We start from the raw sequence: 23,520 nt of genomic DNA on the forward strand, positions 1-23,520 counted from the left end.
AAAAATCCCGGGCTGCCTAACCAAAGGAGCGCCGGGATTCAGGTGTTGCAATGTGCCTCAGGATTGCGCGTTGATCAGCACGGGCCAGAGGAACGGCAAACGTTCTTCGCTGCGACTGGACACCCACCGTGGCGTCGCAGCGACCGGCTGCAGTGCCGGGGTCTGCAAGCGGGTCAGGACCGAATCGATCACCACGCCGCTGGCGTCGTGATGGAACTGCCAGACCCCGTAGATGCGGCCGTCAAACGATGCTTCGCTGCCCAATCGCGGATCAACCCCCAGCCCGGCCCCCAGGCCGAACAGGTGCAGGCCGTGCAGGCGCTGACCACTGGCGTCGAGCGGGCAACCCGTTGGATCTGAATCCAGCCCGCCCTTGACCTCCATCAGCGTGATGGCCTCACCACCGGCATGACTCAAGGCTGGCAGCAACGGCTGATAGCCCGTGCACTGCACGACGATGTCGGCTTCCGCCAGCGCCAGACGAGCGCGCTCGAACTGATCGGTCGGACCCTGATGGGTTTGCAGCAGCTGCACGCGTACGCCGGTCTTGCCGATCTGGCCTTTGGACAGGGCTTCACGCCCCACGTCCAGCGCCCGATAGCGCAAGCCGCCTGACCGGTTGACCCGCCCCGACACCGGGCAGACATCCCTGACCCCATCGAACACATAGCCTGCATCCAGCGCGGCCTGAGCGGTTTCGTAAAACAGGCGGATCGGCGAACGGTGGACCAGCGTGACCTCCTCCAGACCGGCAAACTCCAGCGCGTCGGCCAGGTTTTCCAGCACCGAGAACGCACTGTGGGAACCGCCCACGACGCACACCCGGCCCTTGGCCGCCAGCGTCTTCGCGAAGAGGTGGCGCAGTTGCACGGCATTCATTCTCAGCAGCGCATCGGCGCTCTCGATCTGCGCCGAGGGCGGCACCGCGAGGCCTTGATCCGCCAAACTGTCGAGGAGATGCTGCGGGTCCTGCCAACCCCCCAGATTGAGGACGACTGCACGGCTGCGAATTCGCTGACTGCGGCCATCGGACTCGACCCACACCTGATAGTCATCGCCGTCGCGCACGATCTCGGTGATCGTCGTGCTGCTCCACAACTTCACGCCGTACCGCTCGACGATAAAGTCGAGCACCAGCTTCGAGGCTTCCGCCAGCAGTTCGGCGACGTCCGCCAATTGCGGCGCACTTTGCGCCTGACGTCGGATGCGCCAATAAGCGGGCGAATGTTCGAGGGGTTCGAATACATCACGCAAAGCCGGGTCGCGCAGACAATCCAGGAACACATCGCCCACCGAGTTGGCGGTGATCCGGTAATCGCCCAAACGACCCGTGCCCGGCGTGGGACTTGCGTCGACAATGATTAAACCTTCCTTGGCCAGTTCTGGCATGGCGCCACTTTTCAATGCGTTGAAAAGCAGTCCCATTCCCGCAGGTCCGGCACCCCCTACTACGCAACCGCAAACGGTTTCCAGATGATCTCCTTGCATAACTGTCACTCCACGCTGGGTCGTTACCGTATCGCCACGTGCGTTATAAACCGCCGCACTTGCGTGCGCGTTCAACCGCTATCGCTGAGGCGATGTCTGGACTTTCAAGTTGAAAAATAAAGGCGCTGTTATTGAACTACTGCACTCGGCAGGCATGACAACCGCGGTGATTTGCGTCACGTTTGCGGCTCTGGAAGGTCGGATGATCAATGCGCGGTCGATCAATCGGCGCAGGCTCTGACACGCTGCTTGCCGGGTGGCGGGGCCTTTTCCGAGCCTGCCCGGGTGCCTACTCTTTACGCTGCTCTTTTCAAGGTTTCTCCAGGGACGCTACCGCCACCTCGTCGCGCGTCTGCAAAGATTAATCCCGAAAACAGAAGTGTCGACGCTTGCACTAAGTGCAGATCATCAGACTTGAAAACGTAAAGTGATGGTTGCAAATAACCGACAACGTGTCAATTTTCCGAAAAAACGCGCTGCCCGACAATTTATATATACAAGCCATTGTTTTATATAGATTTTTTAAATATGACGCCATTATTCCGCCGCACAAGCAGGCGCCCATGGATTTATAAAATAAGAGCCTTTCGCAATTTAATTTCAGATCGCAGGTCGCTGACGGATATAAGCGGCTTTCTTCGCAACATGCGTCGTGCTTTTAGTGTCACGCTTCGCTTGTACTGTCCTATAACCGATTAAGTGCCCTCGTGTTTATTGACGTCAGATTTATCGACCCCGGTAATTACCATCACTCTCCCGAAAAGCACGGGCACGCACTGGCGTATCAGATGAATGGAGAACTATCGTCAGCAGCGATGAGAACTATTCCGGCCTGCCATGCCTCCATTGTCATGCTTGAACACTTTCCAATGGACAGAGAGAGGTGACCTTATGAATGCTGATAAAATCAGTCGGTCCAGCATCGCCGAAATTGATTATTCGCGGGACACGCTGTTTGGGCCTATCCCCATGCAGGCAACCTGCCGAGTGCGGCTTACGACCATAGAACACGACGGCCACCGCCTGCGCGAGCTGACGATCATCGGTGACGTGCCGGACTATCTGCCCAAGTCAGCCGTCATCCGCGTTGCAATGGATGGCCGCATCGAAGCAGGGCCTGTTCGCGAGCACTATGCGGTTCATGACAACGGCGAAGAGCAGTTCAAACTGCTCTTCGAAAATGAGCACCGTCGCCGGATGCATTGAAAAAGGTGGGGCCTACTGCGTGCTGTTAGGCACGTGGATCGCCTGAGCGATGCCCGTTGGCTTGCCGGACCGCGGATCAGGTGTCGTGAGGGGTGCAGGGCCAAGGGGCGAAGACGGCGCGCTAAACAGCAGAGCCGCTGCTGAGGCCGACGCCTGTTCAGGCGTGGCGGAATCGGCGCTCGCAGCCTGCTCCGGCAAAATGGCGGCGCCGTAGCGCAGGCCTTCCACCTGAGGTTTGACTTCCAGCACAGGCTCCGGTGGCAAGAGCTGTTGCCGTTCCAGGGAAGTCATGGGCGGTCGGAAGCTGGCATTCCGCATTTCCAGCTGCTCCAGCATCGTGACAATCGTCGCCGCGCCCACCACCACAATGCCCAGCAGGCCGCCGACGCCGATCATAACCTTGCGCCGACGGCGCAAGGGTGCCGCTGGTCTCTGCTCTTGTACTGCCTCGATCTCGGGTTGCGCCTGCGCCATGCAAATCCTCAATATCCCGCCTGGCCTCTCAGGGCCGATGCTGACCAACATAAGGCCGAACGGCGATTATTGCTAGAGCCATGCGCTCAGCTCGCCAGTGCATGGGGGTAATGCCTGGCCTTTGCGAGCTCGGCCTGAAGCGCCCGGATCAGCGCGCACAAGGCGTGGCTGTTATCGAGTGAGTCCAAGGCAATACTGGAAGCGAACAGTTCGACGTGCTCGGTCGCGGGGTCGATGACTTCAACCGTCATCAGGTCCTCCAGTACGGTGCAGTGACACCGCAGGGGCAGAAACGCGCTTTCTATAATGCTGCGCAGTTCCAGGTTAGAGAGCGTACAGGCAATCATCGTCAATCCTCCACAGGCAGGACTGGTTGATGCGTTCAGCCGCTCGCCTGACTATCAATACCCCATTCCACGAAGGTGGAGAAGTTTCCCGTACCCCGTCCGCCATCCGGCAATCAGGGATATTCACCTTATACGCCGCGCCCCAAAGTGAGGCAAACAGCTGCCTTCCACCCGCAAATGGCTGCGCACGAGCCAAGTTGCTCGAGGAAAAACGATTCACCGGATTGGAAACGCCGCGGCTCATCGCTTAATTGGCGGAATAATGGGATTTGTCGCCCGGGAGGGGCCAAGGGTTGTGCTCATCCGTTCGTCGGGCAGCCGTGAGGCGCCCGACGACTGGCGTCATTAAGCTGTCTGTGGGTCAGCTTCGAGGCAACTTGAGATGGATAAGGGCGACGCGCGCGCCTCGCTTGTCCAGGCGCTCTTCAATGGCGAAAGGCTTGAAACCGAGCTTGGGGTAGAAGAGCAGTCCGGGGACGTTATGGTTGAAGCAGGAGGCGGTCAGCTCCGCCGCTTCGTGTTTGCCGAACGCCAACTCCATCATGCAGCCGATCATGTAGCGGCCAACGCCTTTTGAGCGAAAGCGCGGATCGATGATGACGTTGCCCATGGAACAACGGCCTCTGAAATCGTATCGGGAGAAGTTGGCGAATCCGACTACTTGGCCGTCCAATTCGATGACGGTGTTGTCCGAACGCTGCGCGATGGATTCATTGAGCTGCTCCGGTGTCAGCGGGAACACCGCCTTTGGAAACATATAGAAGAGCTCATCAATGCTCTGGGGCATGTCGCAGATAAAAGGGACGTCTTTTTCTTCCAGGGGGCGATGGACAAACATGCTGGGTTACCTCTCGAAGAAACAGGAGCCGTGGGCGGACTATGGCTGTCAACCTGCGGGGCTGATGTTATGAGACAACGTCCACACATAAATGTGCCGGAATGTTGCGCGTTGACGGAATTCGTCGCAAAGGATTGTCGCAAACCTTTGACAGGCATGGAAATCCATTGACCGGGCAGAACGCATCCGTCGATTTATCGGGTTCATGCATTTTGCACGAACACATCAAAAACCTTATTCAATAACTTACTGATTTTATTGGTCTTTTTAAAGAAGCGATCGCTGGCACAGGCAGTGCACCGTAATGGGGAGAAGCACAACATCATTCGCACGGAGCAGCACAATGAACGTCTCACCTGATTCTTATCCTGCCGCTGTAGAAGAATCCTCCTCGGTCTCAGGCGTGTCTTGGGGGGCCATCTTCGCGGGTGCCGCCGGCGCCGCCGCGCTTTCCTTAATCCTGGTCCTGCTGGGATCGGGCCTCGGTTTCTCGGCGATGTCGCCTTGGGCCAACGAAGGTGCCAGCGCGAAGACCATCGGTATTTCCACGGTCGTCTGGCTCGCACTGACGCAGATCGTGGCCTCCGGTCTTGGCGGTTACCTCGCCGGCCGCCTGCGCGTCAAATGGGCCAATATGCACGGTGACGAAGTTTACTTCCGTGATACTGCGCACGGTTTCCTGTCGTGGGCAGTCGCTACGCTGGTCGCTGCCGTGTTGATCGTCGGTTCGGTCAGCGGCATCGTTGGCAGCGGCGTGAAAGCCGGCGCTACCGCGGTTGCCGGTGTTGCAGGTACTGCCGCCACCGCGACCGGTTCTGCAGCGGGCAATACCAGCAGCGATCAGTATGGCTATTACATCGATTCGCTGTTCCGCGATGATCGCCCTGCCGCCGTCAGCGATGATGCTGCGCACGGTGTTGTGGTACGTATCTTCACCAAAACCATGGCCAACGATGGTCAGCTGGCCCCGGAAGACCGTACTTACCTGGCACAGCTGGTCGCTCAGCGTACCAACATGAGTCAGGCCGATGCCCAGGCGCGGGTTGATCAGGTTTATGGTCAGGCCAAGCAGGCCGTGGCTGATGCCAAGCTGAAAGCTCAACAGGCTGCCGACGCTGCCGCGAAGGCCGCTGCAACCGCTGCGCTGTGGACTTTCGTTTCGCTGCTGTGCGGTGCGTTCGTCGCGAGCCTTGCTGCCATCTGGGGTGGTCGTCGTCGTGATGCGGTGACGTATGTCGAAACCCGTGCTTATTCCAATACTTCCAGCATTCGCTGATTAAGGAGAGTCATCATGCGTTCACTACTTCTGTGGTTCCTCGGCATTCCAATCCCTATCATTATTTTGATTGCGCTGTTTGTGCATTGATTGAGTGATTGATTAAAGATCCGCGCTTTTCTCCCCGAGGCAGCGCGGATTTTTTTGGTCTGCCGGAAAGTGGGTCTGTCAGTTTTAGAGATCAAGAGCGTCTGCCTAAGGGCAGACTGTTTCGCCTTCGGCGACTTACTTTTGAAAAGCACCAAAAGTAAGCAAAAGTGCCTGCTCTTGGTTTGGCCCCTCGTTCCTCGGGGTTCCCTCACTCCGACGACGCTCCGTGGGCCCGCGCCGAACGGACATCCATGTCCTAGCGGCGCTCTCGCGGCATCCATGCCGCTCGGCCCACTGCGCGTCGTCTACATTCGGCCTGCACCCAAGTCGCGATTGGCGGTGACTGAGCTATTTGTGCATGAAGATCAAAAGCGCGTTTTAAGCAGATCAAAGGCTTCCCGGCTGAAGCCGGTCCTACCATCGGAGCCGATTTCAATTGATGCATGCGCTGCCTTAGTGGGACCGGCTAGCCGGGAAGAGGTCAGCCCAGCCGCCAACAATTTTGCTGATAGCACCTCCTACCTGTGGGAGCGAGCTCGCTCGCGAATGCTGTATTCCAAACACCAGAAATCCGGTGAATGTACTGACCCCTTCGTGAGCAAGCTCACTCCCACAAATCCTCCGCGCTTGATCTGCCGTGCTTTGCCCCTGATCTGCTTTGGATCTGCTTTGGATCTGCTTTGGATCTGCTTTGGATCTGCTTTGGATCTGCTTTAGATCTTGATCTTCGTACGCAATAGATCAGACGCCGCCAATCGCGACTTGGGTGCAGGCTGAACGCAGGTCTCGCGGAGTGGGCCGAGCGGCATGGATGCCGCGAGAGCCGCCCCCCGCCATGGATGGCGGATGGCGGCGGGGCCACGGAGCGGGACCGGAGTGAAGGAACCCTGACGAAGGAAGGGCCAAGCCAGGAGCAGGCACTTTTGGTTACTTTTAGTGCTTTTTAAAAGTAACTCGCCGAAGGCGAAACAGTCTGCCCTTAGGCAGACCGCCGTAGACCTTGATCTTGATCTTGATCTTGATGTAGCTCTAAGGACGAGTCCCCTCTCTCATGGCATCCCCAGCCAGTTAGGCAGCGCCAGCGAGATATAAGGCACGTAAGTCACCAGCAGCAGGAACACCAGCAGGATCGACAACCACGGCAGCGCCGCTCGGATGGTCTCGCCCAGTGTCAGCCCCGTCACCGCAGACGTCACGAACAGGTTCAGCCCCACCGGTGGGTGGACCAACCCGATCTCCATATTGACCACCATGACGATCCCCAAATGAATCGGGTCGATGCCGAGTTTCATCGCGATCGGGAAGAAGATCGGCGCCAGGATCAGGATGATTGCCGAAGGCTCCATGAAGCTACCTGCGACCAGCAGCACGATGTTCACCATGATCAGGAAGCCGATCGGCGTGAGGCCTTCGGAAATGACCCAGGCGGTGATCTGCTGCGGAATCTGCTCCGTGGTCAGAACGTGGGCGAACAGCATGGCGTTGGCGATGATGAACATCAGCATGATCGACAGCCGGCCCGACTCCAGCAGCACTTTCGGACAGTCCTTGAAGCTCATGTCCTTGTAAACGAACAGCGCGATGAACGCCGAATAGACCGCTGCCACCGCCGCCGCTTCAGTCGGCGTGAACATACCGCTGTAGATGCCGCCGAGGATAATGACCAGCAGCATCAGGCCCCAAAACGCCCGTTGCGCCGTGTGCAGCCACTGGCGGAAGGTCACCCGTGGCTGGGCCGGGAGTTTCTTGACCCGGGCGACGATGTAGATCACCACCATCAGGATCACACCGAGCAGAATCCCGGGGACCACACCGGCAATGAACAGCTTGCCGACCGACGTCTCCGTCGCGGCGGCGTAGACCACCATCACGATGGACGGCGGAATCAGAATGCCCAGCGTACCGGCGTTGCAGATGATGCCCGCGCCGAATGCCTTCGGGTAACCGGAACGCACCATGCCGGCGACCGCAATCGACCCCACGGCCGCCACGGTGGCGGGCGATGAACCGGACAACGCTGCGAACAGCATGCACGCCAGCACCGCCGCAATCGCCAAGCCGCCGCGAATGTGGCCGACGCAGGCGTTGGCGAAGTCGATCAGCCGTTGCGCCACCCCGCCGGTGGTCATGAAGGCCCCGGACAAGAGGAAGAACGGAATCGCCAGAAAGGTGTAGCTGTCGGAGGTTTCGAACAGTTTGATCGCCAGCGAACTCAACGAGTCCGGGCTGAACAGCAGGATCGAAACGGCGCCGGACAAGCCCAGGGAAATAGCGATAGGCACGCCCAGGAACATGAAAACGTAGAGCAGCAGGAACAGGCAGATAACGGTCATCAGTGCTGCTCCTCGGCAGGGTTGGCGAGTTTGCTCGCTTCAGCCGCTTCGTCGGCCAGACCCAGACCGGTCTGCCGGTGCGTCCAGATGCGGTAAAGGATTTCCAGGTAGCGCGCGATCACCAGAGCAAAGCCGATGGGCACGATGACGGCGATGTAGGCGACTTTGATGCCGAACCGATCAAGGTCCTCGGCACCGATGCCGGCCATGAACAGTGCTGCGACCCACTTGTAGCTGGCGACGAGGAACAAGCCGGCGTACGCCAGGCAACAGGCGCAGGCCAGCATCGCCAGAATCCGCTGCACCGGCTTGCTGGTTTTCTTGACCAGCGCGTCGACGCCCAGGTGGCCCGCCGTGCGCACGCCGTAGGAAATCCCGAAGAAGATCAGCCAGCCAAACAGGGCTTTGGTCAGCGCCACGCTCCAGGTCATGCCCTGGGCGTAACCCATCAGGTGGTCGCCGATGCCGGCGAAGAAATCGCTGCTGACGGCCCATTGATCGCTGAGGGAGTAAAACAGGGTGTAGATGTTGTTCAACGCCACGTAGACGAAAGTCACGAGGGTCATGGCAGCCAGCAGAAAGGCAATGATGCCCTCCTCCAGATGCTCCCAGAGTCGCGTCAGCGGGTGCATAAGCATTCTCCGAACGAAGCCGAATGTAGCCGGGCATGGCGACGGCGGTGGAGGCGGACCACCCGCGAAACGGGTGGCCGCCGGGCCGTCACGGTCTGTATCGAGAAGCGAAGGAAGGGCTCAAGGCGCCTTGTTCGAATCATCGGCAGCCTTGATCAGGTCGGCACCGATTTCTTCGGAGAATTTGTCCCAGACCGGCTTCATGGCTTCACGCCATTTCGCGCGCTGCTCAGGGGTCAGCGTCACGATTTCGCTGGTCTTGGCGTCGATGATTTTCTGCTTGGCGGTCTGGTTCAGCGCTTCGGCCTGCTTGTTCACCTCGACCGTCACCTGATCCATGATCGTTTGCAGTTCGTCACGCACGTCCGCCGGCAAGCCGTTCCAGAACTTGGAGTTGGTGATCACCATGTAGTCAATCAGGCCGTGGTTGGACTCGGTGAAGAACGGCTGCACCTCGTTGACCTTCTGGCTTTCGTAGTTCGACCAAGTGTTTTCGGTGCCGTTGACGGTGCCGGTCTGCAGGCCTTGATAGACCTCGGCGAAGCTCATCTTGCGCGGGTTGGCGTGCAGGGCGACAAATTGGGCTTCGAGCACGCTGGAGGCCTGAACGCGGAATTTCAGGCCACGGGCATCTTTCGGTTCAACGAGCTTCTTGTTGGCGGACAGTTGCTTGAGGCCGTTGTGCCAATACGCCAGACCGTGAATGCCTTTGTCGTCCATCGCGGTCAGCAACGCCTTACCCTGGGGACCCTGCTGGAAGCGGTCGACGGCAGCGAGGTCGTTGAACAGAAACGGCAGATCGAAGATCTGCACTTTCTTGGTGTACTGCTCGAATTTCGCCAGTGACGGCGCCAGCATCTGCACGTCGCCGAGCAGCAGGGCTTCCATTTCTTTGCCGTCGCCGAACAGCGAGGAGTTGGGGTACACCTCGACTTTGACTTTGTCTTTCAAGGCCGGGTCGGCGGCGACCATCTTCTGGAAGAGCAACGCGCCCTGCCCCTTCGGCGTGTTTTCCGCCACTACGTGGGCGAACTTGATCGTGATCGGATCAGCGGCCTGTGCAAGGCTGGCCACAGACACTGCGGCCGCGCAGAAAAGCGCTTTGGTCAGCTTCAACATCGATATCACCTTTTTATTTTTGTATGAACTTATGTTGGCAGGAGCAGGTGGAGCCCATGAGCATAGTGCAACTCCACCATGACGAAGCTCCGGTGTTTAGAGAATCTGCTTTTGTGAAAGCCGGCGTTCGGGGTTGCCGAACGCGATCAGGCTTTCCACCGGCGCCCCGGCGGTGACTGCGTTCACCCCGCCGCCAGCGCCAGCAAACGCTGGGCCCTCAGCAACACCGGCGCGTCGACCATGTGCCCGTCCAGCTGAAAGGCTCCCGCCCCCTTGGCCGCCGCGCTGGCGTTGATCACCTTTTGCGCCCAGTTCAAGTCATCCACGCTGGGGGCCAACGCGGCGTGGATCACCGGCACTTGCGCCGGATGGATGCACAACGCGCCGCCATACCCCATGTCGTAGGCGTGGCGAATGGCGCGGTGCAAACCTTTCGGGTCGCCGATGGCCGGGTGCACGCCGTCCAGCGGGGGCAGCAGGTCCGCGCCCCTTGAATGCAGTTGCACCGACATCCGCGCCTGATCCAGAAACATCTGCGCGGCGTGGGTGCCGCTATTGAGGTTCAGGTCCAGGGCCAGGTCGAGTCCGCCGAACGACAAACGCTCGACCCCCTCGGCATGGGCGATCTGCTCCAGGGCCAGCAGGCCCTTGGCGCTTTCGATGATCGGCAGAACCGGTTTGCCTGTCTGCCAGACCGCAGCGACGTGAGCAGCGCTTTCGACTTTCGGCAGCAGCACCCCGGCCACGCCCGCGTGCTGCCGGCAAAACGCCAAGTCATCGGCATGTTCGGCATGAGTCGGCGCATTGACCCGCACCCACACCGAGGCTTGGGGGTTGTCGTTCAAGAAGACCGCAAGATTGTCCCGGGCCTGGCGCTTGAGGGGTTCTTCGACGGCGTCTTCGAAATCAACGATGACGGCATCGGCGCCGGCCGCCAGCGCTTTGGCAAAACGATCGGGGCGACTGCCGGGGACGAACAGTGCGGAGCGGATCTTGGTGTGGGCCATGTGGGTGTCCTGAGAGTGTCCTGTAGGAAGGGGTGCGCTGCGCAAAAGAGCCTTTTGCAGAACGGGCGCTAGACCACCCCGCCCGCCGCCATCCGCGCCTGGTCTTCAGCCGAAAACCCCAGCTCGCCGAGGATGCTGCCGGTGTGCTGCCCCAGGCCCGGCACGCCGTCCATGCGCGGCGTGAACGCGGTGTTGTGGCCCGGCGGCAGCAGCGACGGCAGCGGGCCGGACGGACTGTCGACTTCGCACCATCGATCACGGGCCTTGAGCTGCGGATGGTCCCAGACGCCCTGCATGTCGTTGACCCGGGCGTTGGCGATCTGCGCGTCTTCCAAGCGGGCAACCACCTCATCGACGCTCAAGGCGGCGAAGCCGTCGACGATGATCTGCCGCAGCGCCTCGCGGTTTTCCGAGCGCTTGAAATTCGCGGAAAAGCGCTCGTCGGTGGCCAGCGCCGGATCGAACAGGACCTTCTCGCAGAACACCGCCCACTCGCGCTCGTTCTGCAGGCCCAGCATGATCGTGCCGCCCCCGCCGGTGGGAAATGGCCCGTAAGGATAGATCGTCGAGTGTGACGCGCCGGCCCGTGGCGGCGGGGGCGCGCCGTGGTAGGCGTAATACATCGGGTAGCCCATCCACTCCACCAGGCTTTCCAGCATGCTGACGTCGATGCGGCTGCCCTGCCCGGTTTTGTCCCGCAGCATCAGCGCCGACAGAATCCCGGTGTAGGCGTACATCCCGGCGGCGATGTCGGCAATGGAGCAACCGGCCTTGGCCATCTCGTTTCCCCCGGGGCCACCGGTGACCGACAAAAAGCCGCCCTCGCTCTGGATCAACAGGTCGTAGGCCTTCTTCTTCTCGTAGGGCCCGCCTTCGCCGTAGCCGGAAATGTCACAGACGATCAGGCGCGGGAAGCGTTTGTGCAGGGCTTCGAACGACAGGTCCATACGGGCAGCGGCGCCCGGCGCCAGGTTTTGTACCAGCACGTCGGCCTTGCCGAGCAACGACTCAAGAATGTCGCCGGCCTGGTCCTGCTTGAGGTCCAGGGTGAGGCTTTCCTTGGAGCGGTTGGTCCAGACGAAATGCGAGGCCAGGCCGTCGACGCGCTGGTCGTAGCCACGGGCGAAATCGCCGACGCCGGGGCGCTCGATCTTGATCACGCGGGCGCCCAAATCCGCCAGTTGGCGGGTGCAGAACGGCGCCGCGATGGCGTGTTCAAGGCTGACGACGGTGATGCCGTCCAAAGGACGCGGGGGTTGTTGAGTCATGTTCGAAAACCTCTTCAAATCCCCTGTAGGAGTGAGCTTGCTCGCGATAGCAGTTTGTCAGTCAGGGCTGATGGCGCTGACACACTGCAATCGCGAGCAAGCTCACTCCTACAAGGGTTGGCGTTTGCCTTAAATCAAAGTGACCAAGTCCTGCGCATCGCGCAGCTGCCACACCCGCTGGATCAACGCTGCGCCCTGCTCCGCCGTGCGTGCGCCGGAGAACGCCAGCAGGCGCTGAACCTTGTCCTCCAGCTCAGGCCGCGACAGGGTGTTGCCCGGATCGCCCTTCGGCTCATCGATGCCAGCGCTCAACACCCGGCCATCGGTGGTGGTCACGATCACCCGCCCCAGCCACCGCGCTGGATAAGCGCCGTCGACCTCCGGGTCCAGTTCCATCGTCACTTTTTCGCGGAAGGCCGCAACGTCGGCATCGCTCAGGGCCAGGTCGCGGAATTCGATCAACTGCGCGCTGCCGTGAACTGCAATCAACCCGAGCACTGCGCCCATGGAAAACTTCGCCTGATGCACGGTCTGCGGCACATCGACCCGACCCAGTACATCGATGGCGCCCTGGTGAACCCGTGTTACCACCTTGGCGATCTGCCCATGGCGCAGGCCTTCGCGCTGCATCAGGTGCAGCAGGGCATCGGCCGCCGGATGGGTGTGGCGGCACGAGGCGTGAAACTTGAATGAGGTCTCCACCAGCGCCCATCGGCTGCCGAGGCGGTCGGACAGCTTGGCGGGATCGCTGTCGCTGGACATCCCCGCCGCCATGCCCTGATCGCCTTCGAGAATATTCCGTGCGCCGGTCAGGCCGTCTTCGGTGAGGTACGCCGCCAGCAGGCCATCGGCCGCCGCCTTGGCGGTGTGCAGCTGCTTGGAATCGGCTGCGTCACGGAGAAATTCCCACAGCCCGGCGGCCTGGGTGCCCGCCGTGCCCAGCAGATTGATGAACTGCTCTTTGTCGAAATCCAACAGCTTGCCGACGCCCACCGCAGCGGCCAGGGTGCCGACCGTCGCGGTGGTGTGGAAGATGCGGTAGTGGGAGCGGCCCATGAATTCGCCGATGCGGATGCCGGCTTCATAACCGGCGACCGACGCCAGCAGTAAATCCTGGCCGGTTTTGTCGAGGTCCTGAGCCGCTGCCAGTACGGCGGAAAACACCACCGTCGCCGGGTGCAGCACCGAGCTGTTGTGCAGATCGTCCTGCTCGACCAGGTGCGAAGACGCACCGTTGACCAGCGCGGCGAAGTACGCTGAAGTGCCGCGACCGCTCACCAGAATCTTCGCCTTGCCCTCTCGCGGGCCCATGCGTTCGGCGTAGCGCTCGAACAACGGAATCGGCCGTGCGCCCTGGCTGGCCAGCGCCGAGCCGATCCAGTCGAGGAACAGGTCTTCGGTACGGTCCAGCACGACGCCGGGAATTTGCACGTAGGTCAGCTCGGCGAGGAAACCCGCCAATGCCTGGGTATGGCTCATTTCGGCGTCCTCAGAAACTGCGCGGCAGGTCGAGCAAGTGCTCGGCAACGTAGGAAAGAATCAGGTTGGTGGAGATCGGCGCGACCTGATACAGACGGGTTTCGCGGAATTTGCGCTCCACGTCGTACTCGCAGGCAAAGCCAAAACCGCCATGGGTTTGCAGGCACGCATTGGCCGCTTCCCACGACGCTTTTGCCGCGAGGTATTTGGCCATGTTGGCGCTGGCACCGGCGTTCTTGCCGTTGTCGTATTCCTCGCAGGCACGCCAGCGCATCAGGTCCGCCGCTTCGATTTCGATGTGCGCTTCGGCGATGGGAAACTGCACGCCCTGGTTCTGCCCGATCGGGCGGCCAAACACCACGCGATCACGGGCGTAGGCGGCGGACTTCTCGATGAACCAGCGGCCGTCGCCAATACACTCGGCGGCGATCAGCGTGCGTTCGGCATTCAGGCCGTCGAGGATGTAGCGGAAGCCCTTGCCTTCCTCGCCGATCAGGCTCTCGGCGGGGAGTTCGAGATTGTCGAAGAACAGCTCGTTGGTCTCGTGGTTGACCATGTTGGCGATGGGCTGAACGGTCAGGCCGTTGCCGATGGCGTCGCGCAGGTCGACGAGGAAGATCGACATGCCTTCGGACTTTTTCGTCACTTCCGCCAACGGCGTGGTGCGCGCCAGCAGGATCATCAGGTCGGAATGCTGCACGCGGGAGATCCAGACCTTCTGGCCGTTGATCACATACTTGTCGCCCTGCTTCACAGCCGTGGTCTTGATCTTGGTGGTGTCGGTGCCGGTGCTCGGTTCGGTCACGCCCATGGATTGCAGGCGCAGTTCGCCGCTGGCGAGCTTGGGCAGGTAGTAGCTTTTCTGTGCGTCGCTGCCGTGACGCAACAGGGTGAACATGTTGTACATCTGGCCGTGCACGGTGCCGGAATTGCCGCCGCAGGCGTTCACTTCTTCAAGGATCACCGAAGCTTCCGCCAGGCCCAGCCCGGAGCCGCCGTACTCTTCGGGAATCATCGCCGACAGCCAGCCTTCATCGGTCAGCGCCTTGACGAAGGTGTCCGGGAAGCCTTTCTGTTCATCGATCTTGCGCCAGTATTCGGCCGGAAACTGGGCACATAGCGCGCGCACGCCGTCACGGATGGCATTGAGGTCTTCGTTTTCGTAAGGGTTCATGGTGTCCACTCGCATCGGCCGGCGGCCACGGAATCGGCGCGCCTGGCTGTATAGAAAGAAGGGTTCAGTCAAAAACGACTTCGGCGCTCTGGGCGACGCCGGCGTCATTGCCGGCCCACAGCTGAGCCTTGCCCGGCTCGACGATTCGTCCGCCGACGCGGAATGCAGCAGGGACGTTGAGCGGGCGCACGCCGCGATAGGCGAAATGCCGCACGCGCTTGTCGGGATGGGCGCGAATGAAGGCGCGCAGGTTGAACGTGGCGATCATCGGCCCGTGCACCACTAAGCCGGAATAGCCTTCGGTGTTGGTGACGTAGGGGTAGTCGTAGTGAATGCGGTGGCCGTTGAAGGTCACGGCCGAATAGCGGAACAGCAGCGTCGGCGTCGGCTCGATGACCTCGCTCCACTCGCCCTGCTCTGGCGCGTCACCGCTGTTGAGCTTCGGCGGATTGGGCTCGCGGTAAACGATGTCCTGCTCCTCCCGCACGCACAACTCGCCGCCTTGAGAGTAGTCGTGGCGCACGGTCACGAACAGCAGCGACCCGGTGCGGCCGTGCTTTTCCTCAATGTGCAGAATGGTGGACAGGCGATGGGCGTCAGCACCCACCTTCAGCGGCTGAATGAACTCGACGCGGCCACCGGCCCACATGCGGTTGCGATTGTCCGCCGGGGGCAGAAAGCCGCCACGGGCCGGGTGGCCGTCACCGCCGAGTTGCGCTTCGAACAGCGGCTCCTGGAAAAAACACCATTGCCACAGCGGCGGCAATGGATCGCCGGCAGCGGGCGTGGGCTCGCTAAAGGTGGCGGCGATGCGCTTGATCAGGTTGACGCTCAGATGGTCCTGGGCTTCTTCGGTGCGGCCGATCCAGGCCGTGAAATCCACGGGTGACGCTGCAGCGCTCATGGGCGGGAACCCTCTGGGTTTGTTGTTATGACCCGATCATGGAAGTGCGCCGGCATTCTGTGAATTTGCATTTGCGTATAGCGGCGTTCGGGTATGCTGAACGCCTTCTGCAACGTCCGGACACGCCCATGCATTTCGACCTGGCTGACTTGCGCCTCTTCATTCACATCGGCGAATCACCGAGCCTGACCCAGGGCGCGCGCCGGGCGTTTCTCTCCCCTGCCGCCGCCAGCGCGCGGATCAAGGCGCTGGAAGGCCAACTCGGCACACGCCTGCTGTACCGCGACAGCCGCGGCGTGGAACTGACCCCTGCCGGTCAGCGCCTGCTCAAACACGCGCGGCTGATCATGAGCCAGGTGGACTACCTGAAGAGTGAGTTCACCAGTTACGGGACTGATTCAGCCGGGCACATTCGCATCTTCGCCAACACCACTGCCGTCACCGAGTTTCTGCCCGAAGTGCTGGCAGGGTTTCTGGCGAAACGGCCCGGCGTCACGGTGGACCTGCAGGAGCGCCTGTCCCGGGACATCGTGCGCGGCGTGCTCGACGGCAGCACCGACATGGGCATCATCGCCGGGCCGGTGGAAGCAGCGGGTTTGCAGGTCATCCATTTCAGCACCGACCGCCTGGTGCTGACCGTGCCGGTGGGCCATGAGCTGGCGGCCGAGAAAAAGATCACGTTCAAGCAAACCCTGGCGTTTCAGCACATCGGGCTGCACGAAGGCAGCACATTGCTGAGTTTTCTGCGCGATCACGTGGAGCGGCTGGGGCAGAATTTGTCGTTGCGGATTCAGGTGTCGAGCTTCGAGGCCATTTGCCGGATGGTCGAAGCCGGGGTGGGCATCGGGGTGATCCCGGAGTCGGCAGCGTCGCGCCACAGCCGGACGATGAAGCTGGTGACCATCGAGCTGGACGAGCCCTGGGCGGTGCGCGAACGGAGCATTCTGGTCCGCGAACTGGACGCCCTGCCGGGGGTGGTCAGGGCGTTGATTGCGGTGTTGCTGCCCGACAACATAGCCCCGCAAACACCGATCCGGTAGCCGCACAGCTTGTCGGCGGCGGCCCTGACGACACGGGCGCCCGCAAGCCGGACGGCTGCAACGCGACGCGCTACGTAATTGCGGTATGCCGTGGATATCTCGCCGAGGATTACGATTCAAGTCACTACTATTCTTATAGCGTCAGCTAAGTAAACTGACATGTAATAAAGCCGATTAGCGCCAAATCTCCACTCCACTACGTCACCTGCGGGTATCGTGCCGGGTTCCACGAACCCTGTCTTAAAAAACTCGACCCTCATCGTAGTACCGGGATTACCATAGAGGCCAGCCCCATTGCGATTACCAGGTCCAGCCTCAAAACTTTGGCCACGGTCATCAATTAGCTTGAAACCGACACCGGGTACGTTAGTTGGATATATTGCTGAATCGCGCCACGGCTGAGCGCCGATTTTATTCTCCATAAAAGTGGAGGTTGTCTCGGTGGCTCTGAATCGCGTTTCCGCGCTCGGATCTCCATCCGGAGTCGAGCCTATACGGGTGCCTGAACTCGTACTGTTACTTACGGCTATTTCACCCGCTCTAAAAGTACAGCGGTACCACGATGTTCTAAACCCCTCAACAAAATAGGGGTTACCAACCAACGAATCGTTAGTAATTTCAAACACCACCTCGGGCGAATTAACTGTGTTCGTCGCACCCACTGGCACGACCGTATACGACACCCGAACACGCTGATTAATGTTGCTAGTTATATATGTTTTCGGAACGATAAAGCTTACATCTCCTGAACTTCCAGCCAGCTTGGTTTCAGAGGTGGAGCCTCCTGCTCCATTCCAGCTCATTGTCACCTGGTCTCCCGTTTCCATCCCGGGATATTTAACAATCACGGTCGCAGAATTGATGCTTTTCAAGAGATTCAACGAGTTGCCAAAGCCAGTCCCACTGTCCATGAAAACCTCAACGACACCCGGCGCGGTCAGTTGCAGCGCGTCGCGTATCGTCAGGTGCCACGAATTACTGCGCAGGGCATCGAGTCTCGCCGTAAAATGATGATCGCCTTTGGCGAGGGAGGAGGCGGTATATTGCCATGCTCCATCGACGACCGGCGCTGTTCCCACTTTTACATCACCGTCATATATATCCACTGTTGTTGAAGCCATCCCGGCGGTGCGAGAGGCCAAGCCTGCTCCCGGATTTTTGACAACCTCGCATAGAGTATTTTCGTCTGTCATCGTATTCACCTAAACGTTTGGATCATTGCTGTTATTGAAAGTTAACCCTGTCATATCAGGCAACTGCGTACAGACGACTCAAAGCACGGGTATCCTGTTGGCGCCGGTCAAGTTGATGGACATGTTATGCGGGCAATTACTACCGAAGTATTCGTGAAAAAAATCACCCGCTGGAATGAAGCCAGCTTTCACTGGCCCGATCTTTGTAGAACTCAATCCTCAGGGACCATCCACATTGTCAGTCATCTGTTTTCTCCAGCATCAGACAGTTCAACGCTTTGACCCACACTCCCGAAACCCGATATCGACACATCTGCTACGACCTTTCCGTCCAAGGTAATTTCATAAGCTTGGTGTGGCTACTGTCAAATATGACAGCAGCCACAGAATTGCCAAGCCCGAGCGATTGCGAATGAACCGAATAATCAGGGGGTTAATTCACACCAGGCGCTTTCGAAATAACCACTATTTCGAAACGGTCTGAGGCCCTACGCTTTCCACGACAATTACGTGCAGGTGGGAGGTCCAGGGGGATGAGTGGTGAGCCCTGCAAAAGGCGCCAGGTATCGACCACACCTAAAACCCTGGGCGCCTCGGGCAATAATCAGCGGAAGGTTGAACCACATTGTTCAAATCCACCTATCATTCGGCGCCGTGCGCTCGTTGGTATCGTCGCCGGTGTTGATCACCCCGCTTGGCTCGATCAGCATCAGCTTCACCTCTTGGGCGGCGGACGGCTTGTGCTCGACGCCCTTGGGCACGACATACAATTCGCCCGCATTGAGTTCGACGAACCCGTCGCGAAAATCGATGCGCAAACAGCCGTCGAGCACGATGAAGGTTTCGTCGGTGTCAGCGTGGCGGTGCCAGAGAAACTCCCCTTCCAGCCGTGCCAGCTTGAACTGGTAGTCGTTCATCTGCGCGATGACTTTTGGCTGCCACTGCTCGGTGAACAGGCTGTATTTCTGGGCGAAGTTGATAGGGGTGTGTTGGGTGTTGGACGTGGACACGAGGGCGGCTCCGATGGGGTTTGATGTAGAGCCAATCTAGAGCACGGGAGTGGGTGGGGTCTTGTACGTTATTGCACGGTGGTGGGTGCAGCCGGTTTTGCGGTGTTGCGACTGACGCTTTCCCGGCTAAAGCCAGTCCTACAAAAGCGGGCAGTGTTTCAGGGGGGTATGCGGTGTCTTCGTAGGACCGGCTTCAGCCGGGAAGAGGCCGGTGGGTACGCCATCCATTCTGCGGCGTGACGCCTTACGCTTTCCCGGCTAAAGCCAGTCCCACAGGATGACCGCGTTCAAATAGTGGGACCGGTTTTAGCCGGGAAGAGGCCAGTGCGTACGCCATCCATTTTGCGGTGTGACGCATGATGCATTCCCGGCTAAAGCCAGTCCCACAGGATGACCGCGTCCAAATAGTAGGACCGGCTTCAGCCGGGAAGAGGCCCTTGCATACGCCATCCATCTTGCGGTGTGACGTCTGACGCTTTCCCGGCTAAAGCCAGTCCTACAGGATGACCGCGTTCAAATAGTAGGACCGGCTTCAGCCGGGAAGAGGCCCTCGTGGACGCCATCCATTCTGCGGCGTGACGCATGATGCATTCCCGGCTAAAGCCAGTCCCACAGGATGACCGCGTTCAAATAGTGGGACCGGCTTCAGCCGGGAAGAGGCCGGTATGTACGCCATCCATTTTGCGGTGTGACGCATGATGCATTCCCGGCTAAAGCCAGTCCTACAGGATGACCGCGTTCAAATAGTGGGACCGGCTTCAGCCGGGAAGAGGCCGGTGGGTACGCCATCCATTCTGCGGTGTGACGCATGATGCATTCCCGGCTAAAGCCAGTCCTACAGGATGACCGCGTCCAAATAGTAGGACCGGCTTCAGCCGGGAAGAGGCCGGTGGGTACGCCATCCATTCTGCGGCGTGACGCCTGGCGCCTTCCCGGCTAAAGCCGGTCCCACAAGGTGTACAGCCTTCCCAGCCAAGGCCAGTCCCACCAAGGGCGTTCGATCCGCTATGCGCCTGCCCCCAACATCTTCAACCACCGCCCCGGCGGGTAGCCGAAGGTCTTCAGGAAATGCCGCGTCATGTGGCTCTGGTCGGAGAATCCTGCCATCACCGACGCATCGCTCAACGACACGCCCAACGCTATCGAATGGCGCACCAGGTCCAGCCGGCGCAGGGTCAGGTAGCGGTAGGGCGTGGTGCCGAACAGCACGCGGAAATCCCGCGACAGGCGCCAGCGATCGGTGTCGCTGGCCTGTTCCAGATCGGTGAGGCTCACGCCCTGTTCCAGACTGGCCATGAGCATTTCCCGCGCACGTTGCGCGCCGGTGTAATTGACGGTCTGACGGCCCTTGCGCACACCGGCGGCCGCTTGCAGGGCGATGGCGAGGTCGTAGATCGCGTCGTCCAGTTCCAGAGGATCCAGCGCGTTATTCAGGTCGGACAGCAGCGCCTGAGTCGCCCTGAACAGGCACGGATCACTGGACGCCCCGCCCTTGATGAACGGCAGCGGCTTGCCACCGAGCACCTGCTGAATCATCGCCGGCTCCAGATAGAACATCCGGTAGCGAAAGCCGTCTTCGGTCCCGGCATGGCCGTCATGGGCTTCGTCGGGATGCAGCACCATCGTCTGCCCCGGCAGGTTGTTGACCTGTTCCTTGCCGTACTGAAAGCTCTGCACTCCGGACATCGTGTGGCCGATCGCGTAGGTGTCGTGGCGGTGCATCTCGAAACCGTGGCCGTGAAAATACGCCTCGATCCGCTCGATCTGCGGCAGTGGCGCGGCACGCAGCACCCAGTCCCGGGCGGAGTGGGTCAGATGGGTGTCTTCGTCTGCGTGTGTGTCCATTGGCAGCGCTCGCGGCAGTGGACGGCAGGTGCTTTGAGAGGACACCGGCCGCGTTCATGAAAAGGGGCTAACCGGGTTGCTTGAGCAACGCCGCCGATGCGTTGGACGCATGCACTGCCGGAGGCTTCTCCCTGAGCAGGTTCTGGATCGCCTGGCTGTAGGCCTCGCGCCCAAGGTTCATGCTGTTGTTGTGGTTACCACCCGGCACCATCAGCAGGTTCTTCGGCTCCTGTGCCGCGTCGAACAACGCTTCACTGAAACGCGGCGCGACGAACGGGTCCGCCGTGCCATGGACGATCAGCACCGGCATGTGCACATCGGCGATCTTGTCGATGGAGTCGAATTTCTGCGAGACCAGCCAGCGCACCGGCAACGAGGTGCGTTTGCTGGCGACGGAGGACGCGACGTCGGCGAGGTTGGTGAAGGTCGATTCGATGATCAGACCCCGCGCCTGAATTGGCCCGTCGCCTTTCTGCGTGTCCCGGCCCAGTTCGGCGGCGAGGTCAACGGCCACGGCGCCACCCAGCGAATGACCGTAGATGAGGCGTTTTTGCGGGTCGGGTTGAATCTGCTTGAGACGTTCCCAGGCGATGCGCGCGTCTTCATAGACCGACGCTTCCGACGGCAACTGGCCCTTGCTCTGACCGAAACCGCGGTAGTCGATGGCGAGGATTGAAAAGCCCAGGGCGCGCAGTTGTTCGATGCGGAACAGCTGACCGGTGAGGTTCCAGCGCGAGCCGTGCAGATACAGAATGGCGGGAGCGTCTTTTTTGTCCGAAGCCCACCACCAGGCATGGATGTTCTGCCCGAGGCCAAACGATGGCCCCTTGAGTTCCAGCTCTTGCACATCGGACGGCAGGCCGCGGTACCAGCTCGCCGTGCCGGGCTCGATCATGAAGACCAGTTCACGCTCCTTGTGCTGCAGCGCTGCGCAACCGACCGGCAGACCGACGACGATCAGCAGCATGCACAGCCAGAAGAACCAGCGAGCCTTGAGCCGCGCCAGGGAGAATGTTCGCATTGAGAAAGGTGTCCGGTGCAGAAGTGAGTGCACCGGCAGTTTGCCACTCATTGGCGGGGTGGGTCCTGCTCTTTTCGGCGAAAGGCTTCTGTCGAAAGGCCTTCTGTCGAAAGGCCAGCCCACACCAGGGACGGTGCCCTGCGAGGGTCAGCGCCAGACACCTTCCGGCAGAATCAGTAACCCGAGCCCGAAGCCGCCGCCCCACTGACGATCGCGATCCCGGAACTGGTGCCCAGCCGCGTCGCGCCCGCTTCGATCATCGCCACCGCTGTTGCATAGTCACGCACGCCGCCGGACGCTTTCACGCCAACGCCCTGCCCCACGACCTTGCGCATCAGGGCGACGTCTTCCAGGGTCGCGCCGCTGCGGCTGAAACCGGTGGAGGTCTTGACGAAGGCGACGTTGAGGTCACGGCAGATCTCGGCGGCGCGGGTTTTCTGCGCGTCATCCAGCAGGCAGGTTTCGAAGATGACCTTCAGCGGGACCGCACCACAGGCGTCTTTGACGGCAGCGATGTCGTCGCTCACTTCATCAAACAGACCGTCCTTCAGCCAGCCGATGTTCAGGACCATGTCGATCTCGCCCGCGCCGGCCGCGATGGCCTGCTTCGCCTCGAAAGCCTTGGTGTCGCTCAGCCCGGCGCCAAGCGGAAAGCCGACCACGGCGCAGACCTTGACGACCTGGCCTTCCAGCAACGAGGCGGCGTAAGGCACCTGGCCAGAGTTCACGCACACCGAATAGAATCCGTGCGCCTGGGCTTCGCGGCACAGGGTGGCGATCTGCTCGCGACTGGCGTCGGCGGCCAGCAAGGTGTGGTCGATGTACTGGGCGAGTGCTGCGGGTTCGATCTTCATGGCCAATCGTTTCCTGATAGTGAGGCGGTAACCAGCGACACGCTTTAAGCTTCATGCCTGAGCGCATCATTTTATGTTGTAAATATAACAATGAATGTTATTTTTTTACCATATCCATTCGACAATCGGAATGCCCGTGGACAGTAAAAAATCCGACCGGATCAAATTGATCCAGCAAGCCCTGCACGATCAGAAGGCTATTCACCTGAAGGAAATGGCCGCCCTGCTGGACGTTTCGGAGATGACCCTGCGTCGTGACCTGACCCGCCACCCCGACAAATTCCACTTGTTGGGCGGGCACATCACCCTGGCATTTGATCCGTCCGAGGCCAGTGATTACAAGGTCACTGAGCAAGGCACCCGTCACGTCGAGGAAAAGCGCCGGGTCGGCAAGCTCGCGGCAGCGTTCATCCAACCCGGCGATACGGTGTTTTTCGATTGCGGCACCACGATCCCTTTCGTCATCGACTTCATTCCGGACGAGCTGGAATTCACCGCCGTGTGCAATTCCCTTAACGTCCTGCTCAAGCTGCAGCAGAAGCCCAACTGCTCCATCGTGTTGTGCGGGGGGACCTTTCATCGCAAGAATCAGGTGTTCGAGCACCACAGCGAAGCGACGATTCTGGATGGCATCCGCCTGACCTGGGCCTTCGTTTCAGCAGCCGGGGTCAGCGACGAGCTGGGCGTGACCTGCTTCAACTTCAATGAAGTGGAGGTCAAGCAAAAGGTCCTGCGCCAGGCCCGGCACTGCATGTTGCTGGCCGATCATTCCAAGTTCGATGCCGTGCGCACGGCGCATTTCGCGACGTTGCAGGACTTTCATGTGGTGGTGAGCGACAAGAAGCTGCCGAAGGTTTATCGGGATTTGATTGAGGGGTATGGGGCGCGTTGGGTGGTGTGATCGGCCCTGAATTTGTGTTGC

Annotated in this window: 21 protein-coding genes; 4 read left to right on the forward strand and 17 right to left on the reverse strand. The window is 60.2% G+C overall.

What is annotated here, in order from left to right; genetic code table 11:
- Positions 1–57: 57 nt before the first annotated feature.
- The gene (locus M1E04_RS15940; protein WP_456291685.1) at positions 58–1,425 is read right to left on the reverse strand and encodes a pyridine nucleotide-disulfide oxidoreductase; all 1,368 of its coding nucleotides are present in this window, start codon (positions 1,423–1,425) and stop codon (positions 58–60) included.
- Positions 1,426–2,379: 954 nt separating this feature from the next.
- Here M1E04_RS15940 and M1E04_RS15945 point away from each other — a divergent pair.
- Entirely contained in the window at positions 2,380–2,694 is a 315-nt protein-coding gene (locus tag M1E04_RS15945) for a hypothetical protein (RefSeq protein WP_456291686.1), read from the forward strand.
- 12 nt (positions 2,695–2,706) lie between these two features.
- On the opposite strand, the gene M1E04_RS15950 is transcribed toward M1E04_RS15945, so the two are convergent.
- The 3 genes from M1E04_RS15950 to M1E04_RS15960 all read right to left on the reverse strand — a co-directional run bounded on the left by M1E04_RS15950 (position 2,707) and on the right by M1E04_RS15960 (position 4,353).
- A complete protein-coding gene (locus M1E04_RS15950; protein ID WP_456291687.1) occupies positions 2,707–3,168 on the reverse strand; it encodes a hypothetical protein in 462 nt (153 codons plus the stop codon).
- Between the two features lie 86 nt (positions 3,169–3,254).
- The gene (locus M1E04_RS15955) at positions 3,255–3,515 is read right to left on the reverse strand and encodes a DUF1652 domain-containing protein (protein WP_456291688.1); all 261 of its coding nucleotides are present in this window, start codon (positions 3,513–3,515) and stop codon (positions 3,255–3,257) included.
- A 361-nt stretch (positions 3,516–3,876) separates the two neighbouring features.
- Complete coding sequence (locus M1E04_RS15960; protein WP_065989503.1) at positions 3,877–4,353, reverse strand: GNAT family N-acetyltransferase; 477 nt, start codon at positions 4,351–4,353, stop codon at positions 3,877–3,879.
- 343 nt (positions 4,354–4,696) lie between these two features.
- Between M1E04_RS15960 and M1E04_RS15965 the strand changes: the two genes are divergently transcribed.
- On the forward strand, positions 4,697–5,629 hold the full coding sequence (locus M1E04_RS15965) for a hypothetical protein (RefSeq protein ID WP_456291689.1): 933 nt from the start codon (positions 4,697–4,699) through the stop codon (positions 5,627–5,629).
- A 1,139-nt stretch (positions 5,630–6,768) separates the two neighbouring features.
- On the opposite strand, the gene dctM is transcribed toward M1E04_RS15965, so the two are convergent.
- The 8 genes from dctM to M1E04_RS16005 all read right to left on the reverse strand — a co-directional run bounded on the left by dctM (position 6,769) and on the right by M1E04_RS16005 (position 15,635).
- Entirely contained in the window at positions 6,769–8,052 is a 1,284-nt protein-coding gene (gene dctM / locus M1E04_RS15970) for a C4-dicarboxylate TRAP transporter large permease protein DctM (RefSeq protein ID WP_456291690.1), read from the reverse strand.
- Complete coding sequence (locus M1E04_RS15975) at positions 8,052–8,684, reverse strand: TRAP transporter small permease (RefSeq protein ID WP_410929544.1); 633 nt, start codon at positions 8,682–8,684, stop codon at positions 8,052–8,054. The genes dctM and M1E04_RS15975 overlap by 1 nt, the downstream gene beginning before the upstream one ends.
- 120 nt (positions 8,685–8,804) lie before the next feature.
- Positions 8,805–9,803: a TRAP transporter substrate-binding protein gene (locus tag M1E04_RS15980; protein WP_296313269.1), complete on the reverse strand. Its 999-nt coding sequence runs from the start codon at positions 9,801–9,803 to the stop codon at positions 8,805–8,807.
- A 182-nt stretch (positions 9,804–9,985) separates the two neighbouring features.
- Positions 9,986–10,810 (reverse strand): HpcH/HpaI aldolase/citrate lyase family protein, encoded by an 825-nt coding sequence (locus M1E04_RS15985; RefSeq protein WP_456291691.1) that lies wholly within the window; start codon positions 10,808–10,810, stop codon positions 9,986–9,988.
- 68 nt (positions 10,811–10,878) lie between these two features.
- The gene (locus M1E04_RS15990) at positions 10,879–12,078 is read right to left on the reverse strand and encodes a CaiB/BaiF CoA transferase family protein (RefSeq protein ID WP_456291692.1); all 1,200 of its coding nucleotides are present in this window, start codon (positions 12,076–12,078) and stop codon (positions 10,879–10,881) included.
- A 129-nt stretch (positions 12,079–12,207) separates the two neighbouring features.
- Positions 12,208–13,557: an MmgE/PrpD family protein gene (locus M1E04_RS15995; RefSeq protein ID WP_456291693.1), complete on the reverse strand. Its 1,350-nt coding sequence runs from the start codon at positions 13,555–13,557 to the stop codon at positions 12,208–12,210.
- 10 nt (positions 13,558–13,567) lie between these two features.
- The gene (locus M1E04_RS16000; protein WP_456291694.1) at positions 13,568–14,731 is read right to left on the reverse strand and encodes an acyl-CoA dehydrogenase family protein; all 1,164 of its coding nucleotides are present in this window, start codon (positions 14,729–14,731) and stop codon (positions 13,568–13,570) included.
- Between the two features lie 64 nt (positions 14,732–14,795).
- Positions 14,796–15,635, reverse strand: coding sequence for an FAS1-like dehydratase domain-containing protein (locus M1E04_RS16005; protein WP_456291695.1), 840 nt, complete (start codon positions 15,633–15,635; stop codon positions 14,796–14,798).
- A gap of 128 nt (positions 15,636–15,763) precedes the next feature.
- On the opposite strand from M1E04_RS16005, the gene M1E04_RS16010 reads away from it, so the two are divergent.
- Positions 15,764–16,675 (forward strand): LysR family transcriptional regulator, encoded by a 912-nt coding sequence (locus M1E04_RS16010; protein WP_456291696.1) that lies wholly within the window; start codon positions 15,764–15,766, stop codon positions 16,673–16,675.
- Positions 16,676–16,791: 116 nt separating this feature from the next.
- Here the strand turns inward: M1E04_RS16010 and M1E04_RS16015 are convergent, their stop codons facing one another.
- From M1E04_RS16015 to deoC, 5 genes are all read right to left on the reverse strand, one after another.
- Complete coding sequence (locus M1E04_RS16015) at positions 16,792–17,868, reverse strand: hypothetical protein (RefSeq protein WP_456291697.1); 1,077 nt, start codon at positions 17,866–17,868, stop codon at positions 16,792–16,794.
- Between the two features lie 629 nt (positions 17,869–18,497).
- Positions 18,498–18,878 (reverse strand): cupin domain-containing protein, encoded by a 381-nt coding sequence (locus tag M1E04_RS16020; RefSeq protein ID WP_456291698.1) that lies wholly within the window; start codon positions 18,876–18,878, stop codon positions 18,498–18,500.
- Positions 18,879–19,883: 1,005 nt separating this feature from the next.
- Complete coding sequence (locus M1E04_RS16025; protein ID WP_456291699.1) at positions 19,884–20,723, reverse strand: AraC family transcriptional regulator; 840 nt, start codon at positions 20,721–20,723, stop codon at positions 19,884–19,886.
- Positions 20,724–20,790: 67 nt separating this feature from the next.
- Positions 20,791–21,744: an alpha/beta hydrolase gene (locus M1E04_RS16030; protein ID WP_456291700.1), complete on the reverse strand. Its 954-nt coding sequence runs from the start codon at positions 21,742–21,744 to the stop codon at positions 20,791–20,793.
- Between the two features lie 173 nt (positions 21,745–21,917).
- Positions 21,918–22,598, reverse strand: a complete 681-nt coding sequence (deoC, locus tag M1E04_RS16035) for a deoxyribose-phosphate aldolase (protein ID WP_456291701.1) — start codon at positions 22,596–22,598, stop codon at positions 21,918–21,920.
- 130 nt (positions 22,599–22,728) lie between these two features.
- Between deoC and deoR the strand changes: the two genes are divergently transcribed.
- Positions 22,729–23,499: a DNA-binding transcriptional repressor DeoR gene (deoR, locus tag M1E04_RS16040; RefSeq protein ID WP_065989462.1), complete on the forward strand. Its 771-nt coding sequence runs from the start codon at positions 22,729–22,731 to the stop codon at positions 23,497–23,499.
- Positions 23,500–23,520: the final 21 nt, after the last annotated feature.

It is taken from the genome of Pseudomonas sp. AK106, from assembly GCF_053903055.1.

What these genes read in the sequence shown, in the direction of transcription:
- M1E04_RS15945 (WP_456291686.1), top strand. Translation starts at nt 2,380, where the DNA reads ATGAATGCTGATAAAATCAGTCGGTCCAGCATCGCCGAAATTGATTAT.
- M1E04_RS16005 (WP_456291695.1), bottom strand. Translation starts at nt 15,635, where the DNA reads ATGAGCGCTGCAGCGTCACCCGTGGATTTCACGGCCTGGATCGGCCGC.
- dctM (WP_456291690.1), bottom strand. Translation starts at nt 8,052, where the DNA reads ATGACCGTTATCTGCCTGTTCCTGCTGCTCTACGTTTTCATGTTCCTG.
- M1E04_RS15965 (WP_456291689.1), top strand. Translation starts at nt 4,697, where the DNA reads ATGAACGTCTCACCTGATTCTTATCCTGCCGCTGTAGAAGAATCCTCC.
- M1E04_RS16010 (WP_456291696.1), top strand. Translation starts at nt 15,764, where the DNA reads ATGCATTTCGACCTGGCTGACTTGCGCCTCTTCATTCACATCGGCGAA.
- M1E04_RS15940 (WP_456291685.1), bottom strand. Translation starts at nt 1,425, where the DNA reads ATGGGACTGCTTTTCAACGCATTGAAAAGTGGCGCCATGCCAGAACTG.
- M1E04_RS15985 (WP_456291691.1), bottom strand. Translation starts at nt 10,810, where the DNA reads ATGGCCCACACCAAGATCCGCTCCGCACTGTTCGTCCCCGGCAGTCGC.
- M1E04_RS15980 (WP_296313269.1), bottom strand. Translation starts at nt 9,803, where the DNA reads ATGTTGAAGCTGACCAAAGCGCTTTTCTGCGCGGCCGCAGTGTCTGTG.
- deoR (WP_065989462.1), top strand. Translation starts at nt 22,729, where the DNA reads ATGCCCGTGGACAGTAAAAAATCCGACCGGATCAAATTGATCCAGCAA.
- M1E04_RS16015 (WP_456291697.1), bottom strand. Translation starts at nt 17,868, where the DNA reads ATGACAGACGAAAATACTCTATGCGAGGTTGTCAAAAATCCGGGAGCA.
- M1E04_RS16025 (WP_456291699.1), bottom strand. Translation starts at nt 20,723, where the DNA reads ATGGACACACACGCAGACGAAGACACCCATCTGACCCACTCCGCCCGG.
- M1E04_RS15990 (WP_456291692.1), bottom strand. Translation starts at nt 12,078, where the DNA reads ATGACTCAACAACCCCCGCGTCCTTTGGACGGCATCACCGTCGTCAGC.
- deoC (WP_456291701.1), bottom strand. Translation starts at nt 22,598, where the DNA reads ATGAAGATCGAACCCGCAGCACTCGCCCAGTACATCGACCACACCTTG.
- M1E04_RS15950 (WP_456291687.1), bottom strand. Translation starts at nt 3,168, where the DNA reads ATGGCGCAGGCGCAACCCGAGATCGAGGCAGTACAAGAGCAGAGACCA.
- M1E04_RS16000 (WP_456291694.1), bottom strand. Translation starts at nt 14,731, where the DNA reads ATGAACCCTTACGAAAACGAAGACCTCAATGCCATCCGTGACGGCGTG.
- M1E04_RS15960 (WP_065989503.1), bottom strand. Translation starts at nt 4,353, where the DNA reads ATGTTTGTCCATCGCCCCCTGGAAGAAAAAGACGTCCCTTTTATCTGC.
- M1E04_RS15995 (WP_456291693.1), bottom strand. Translation starts at nt 13,557, where the DNA reads ATGAGCCATACCCAGGCATTGGCGGGTTTCCTCGCCGAGCTGACCTAC.
- M1E04_RS16030 (WP_456291700.1), bottom strand. Translation starts at nt 21,744, where the DNA reads ATGCGAACATTCTCCCTGGCGCGGCTCAAGGCTCGCTGGTTCTTCTGG.
- M1E04_RS15955 (WP_456291688.1), bottom strand. Translation starts at nt 3,515, where the DNA reads ATGATTGCCTGTACGCTCTCTAACCTGGAACTGCGCAGCATTATAGAA.
- M1E04_RS15975 (WP_410929544.1), bottom strand. Translation starts at nt 8,684, where the DNA reads ATGCACCCGCTGACGCGACTCTGGGAGCATCTGGAGGAGGGCATCATT.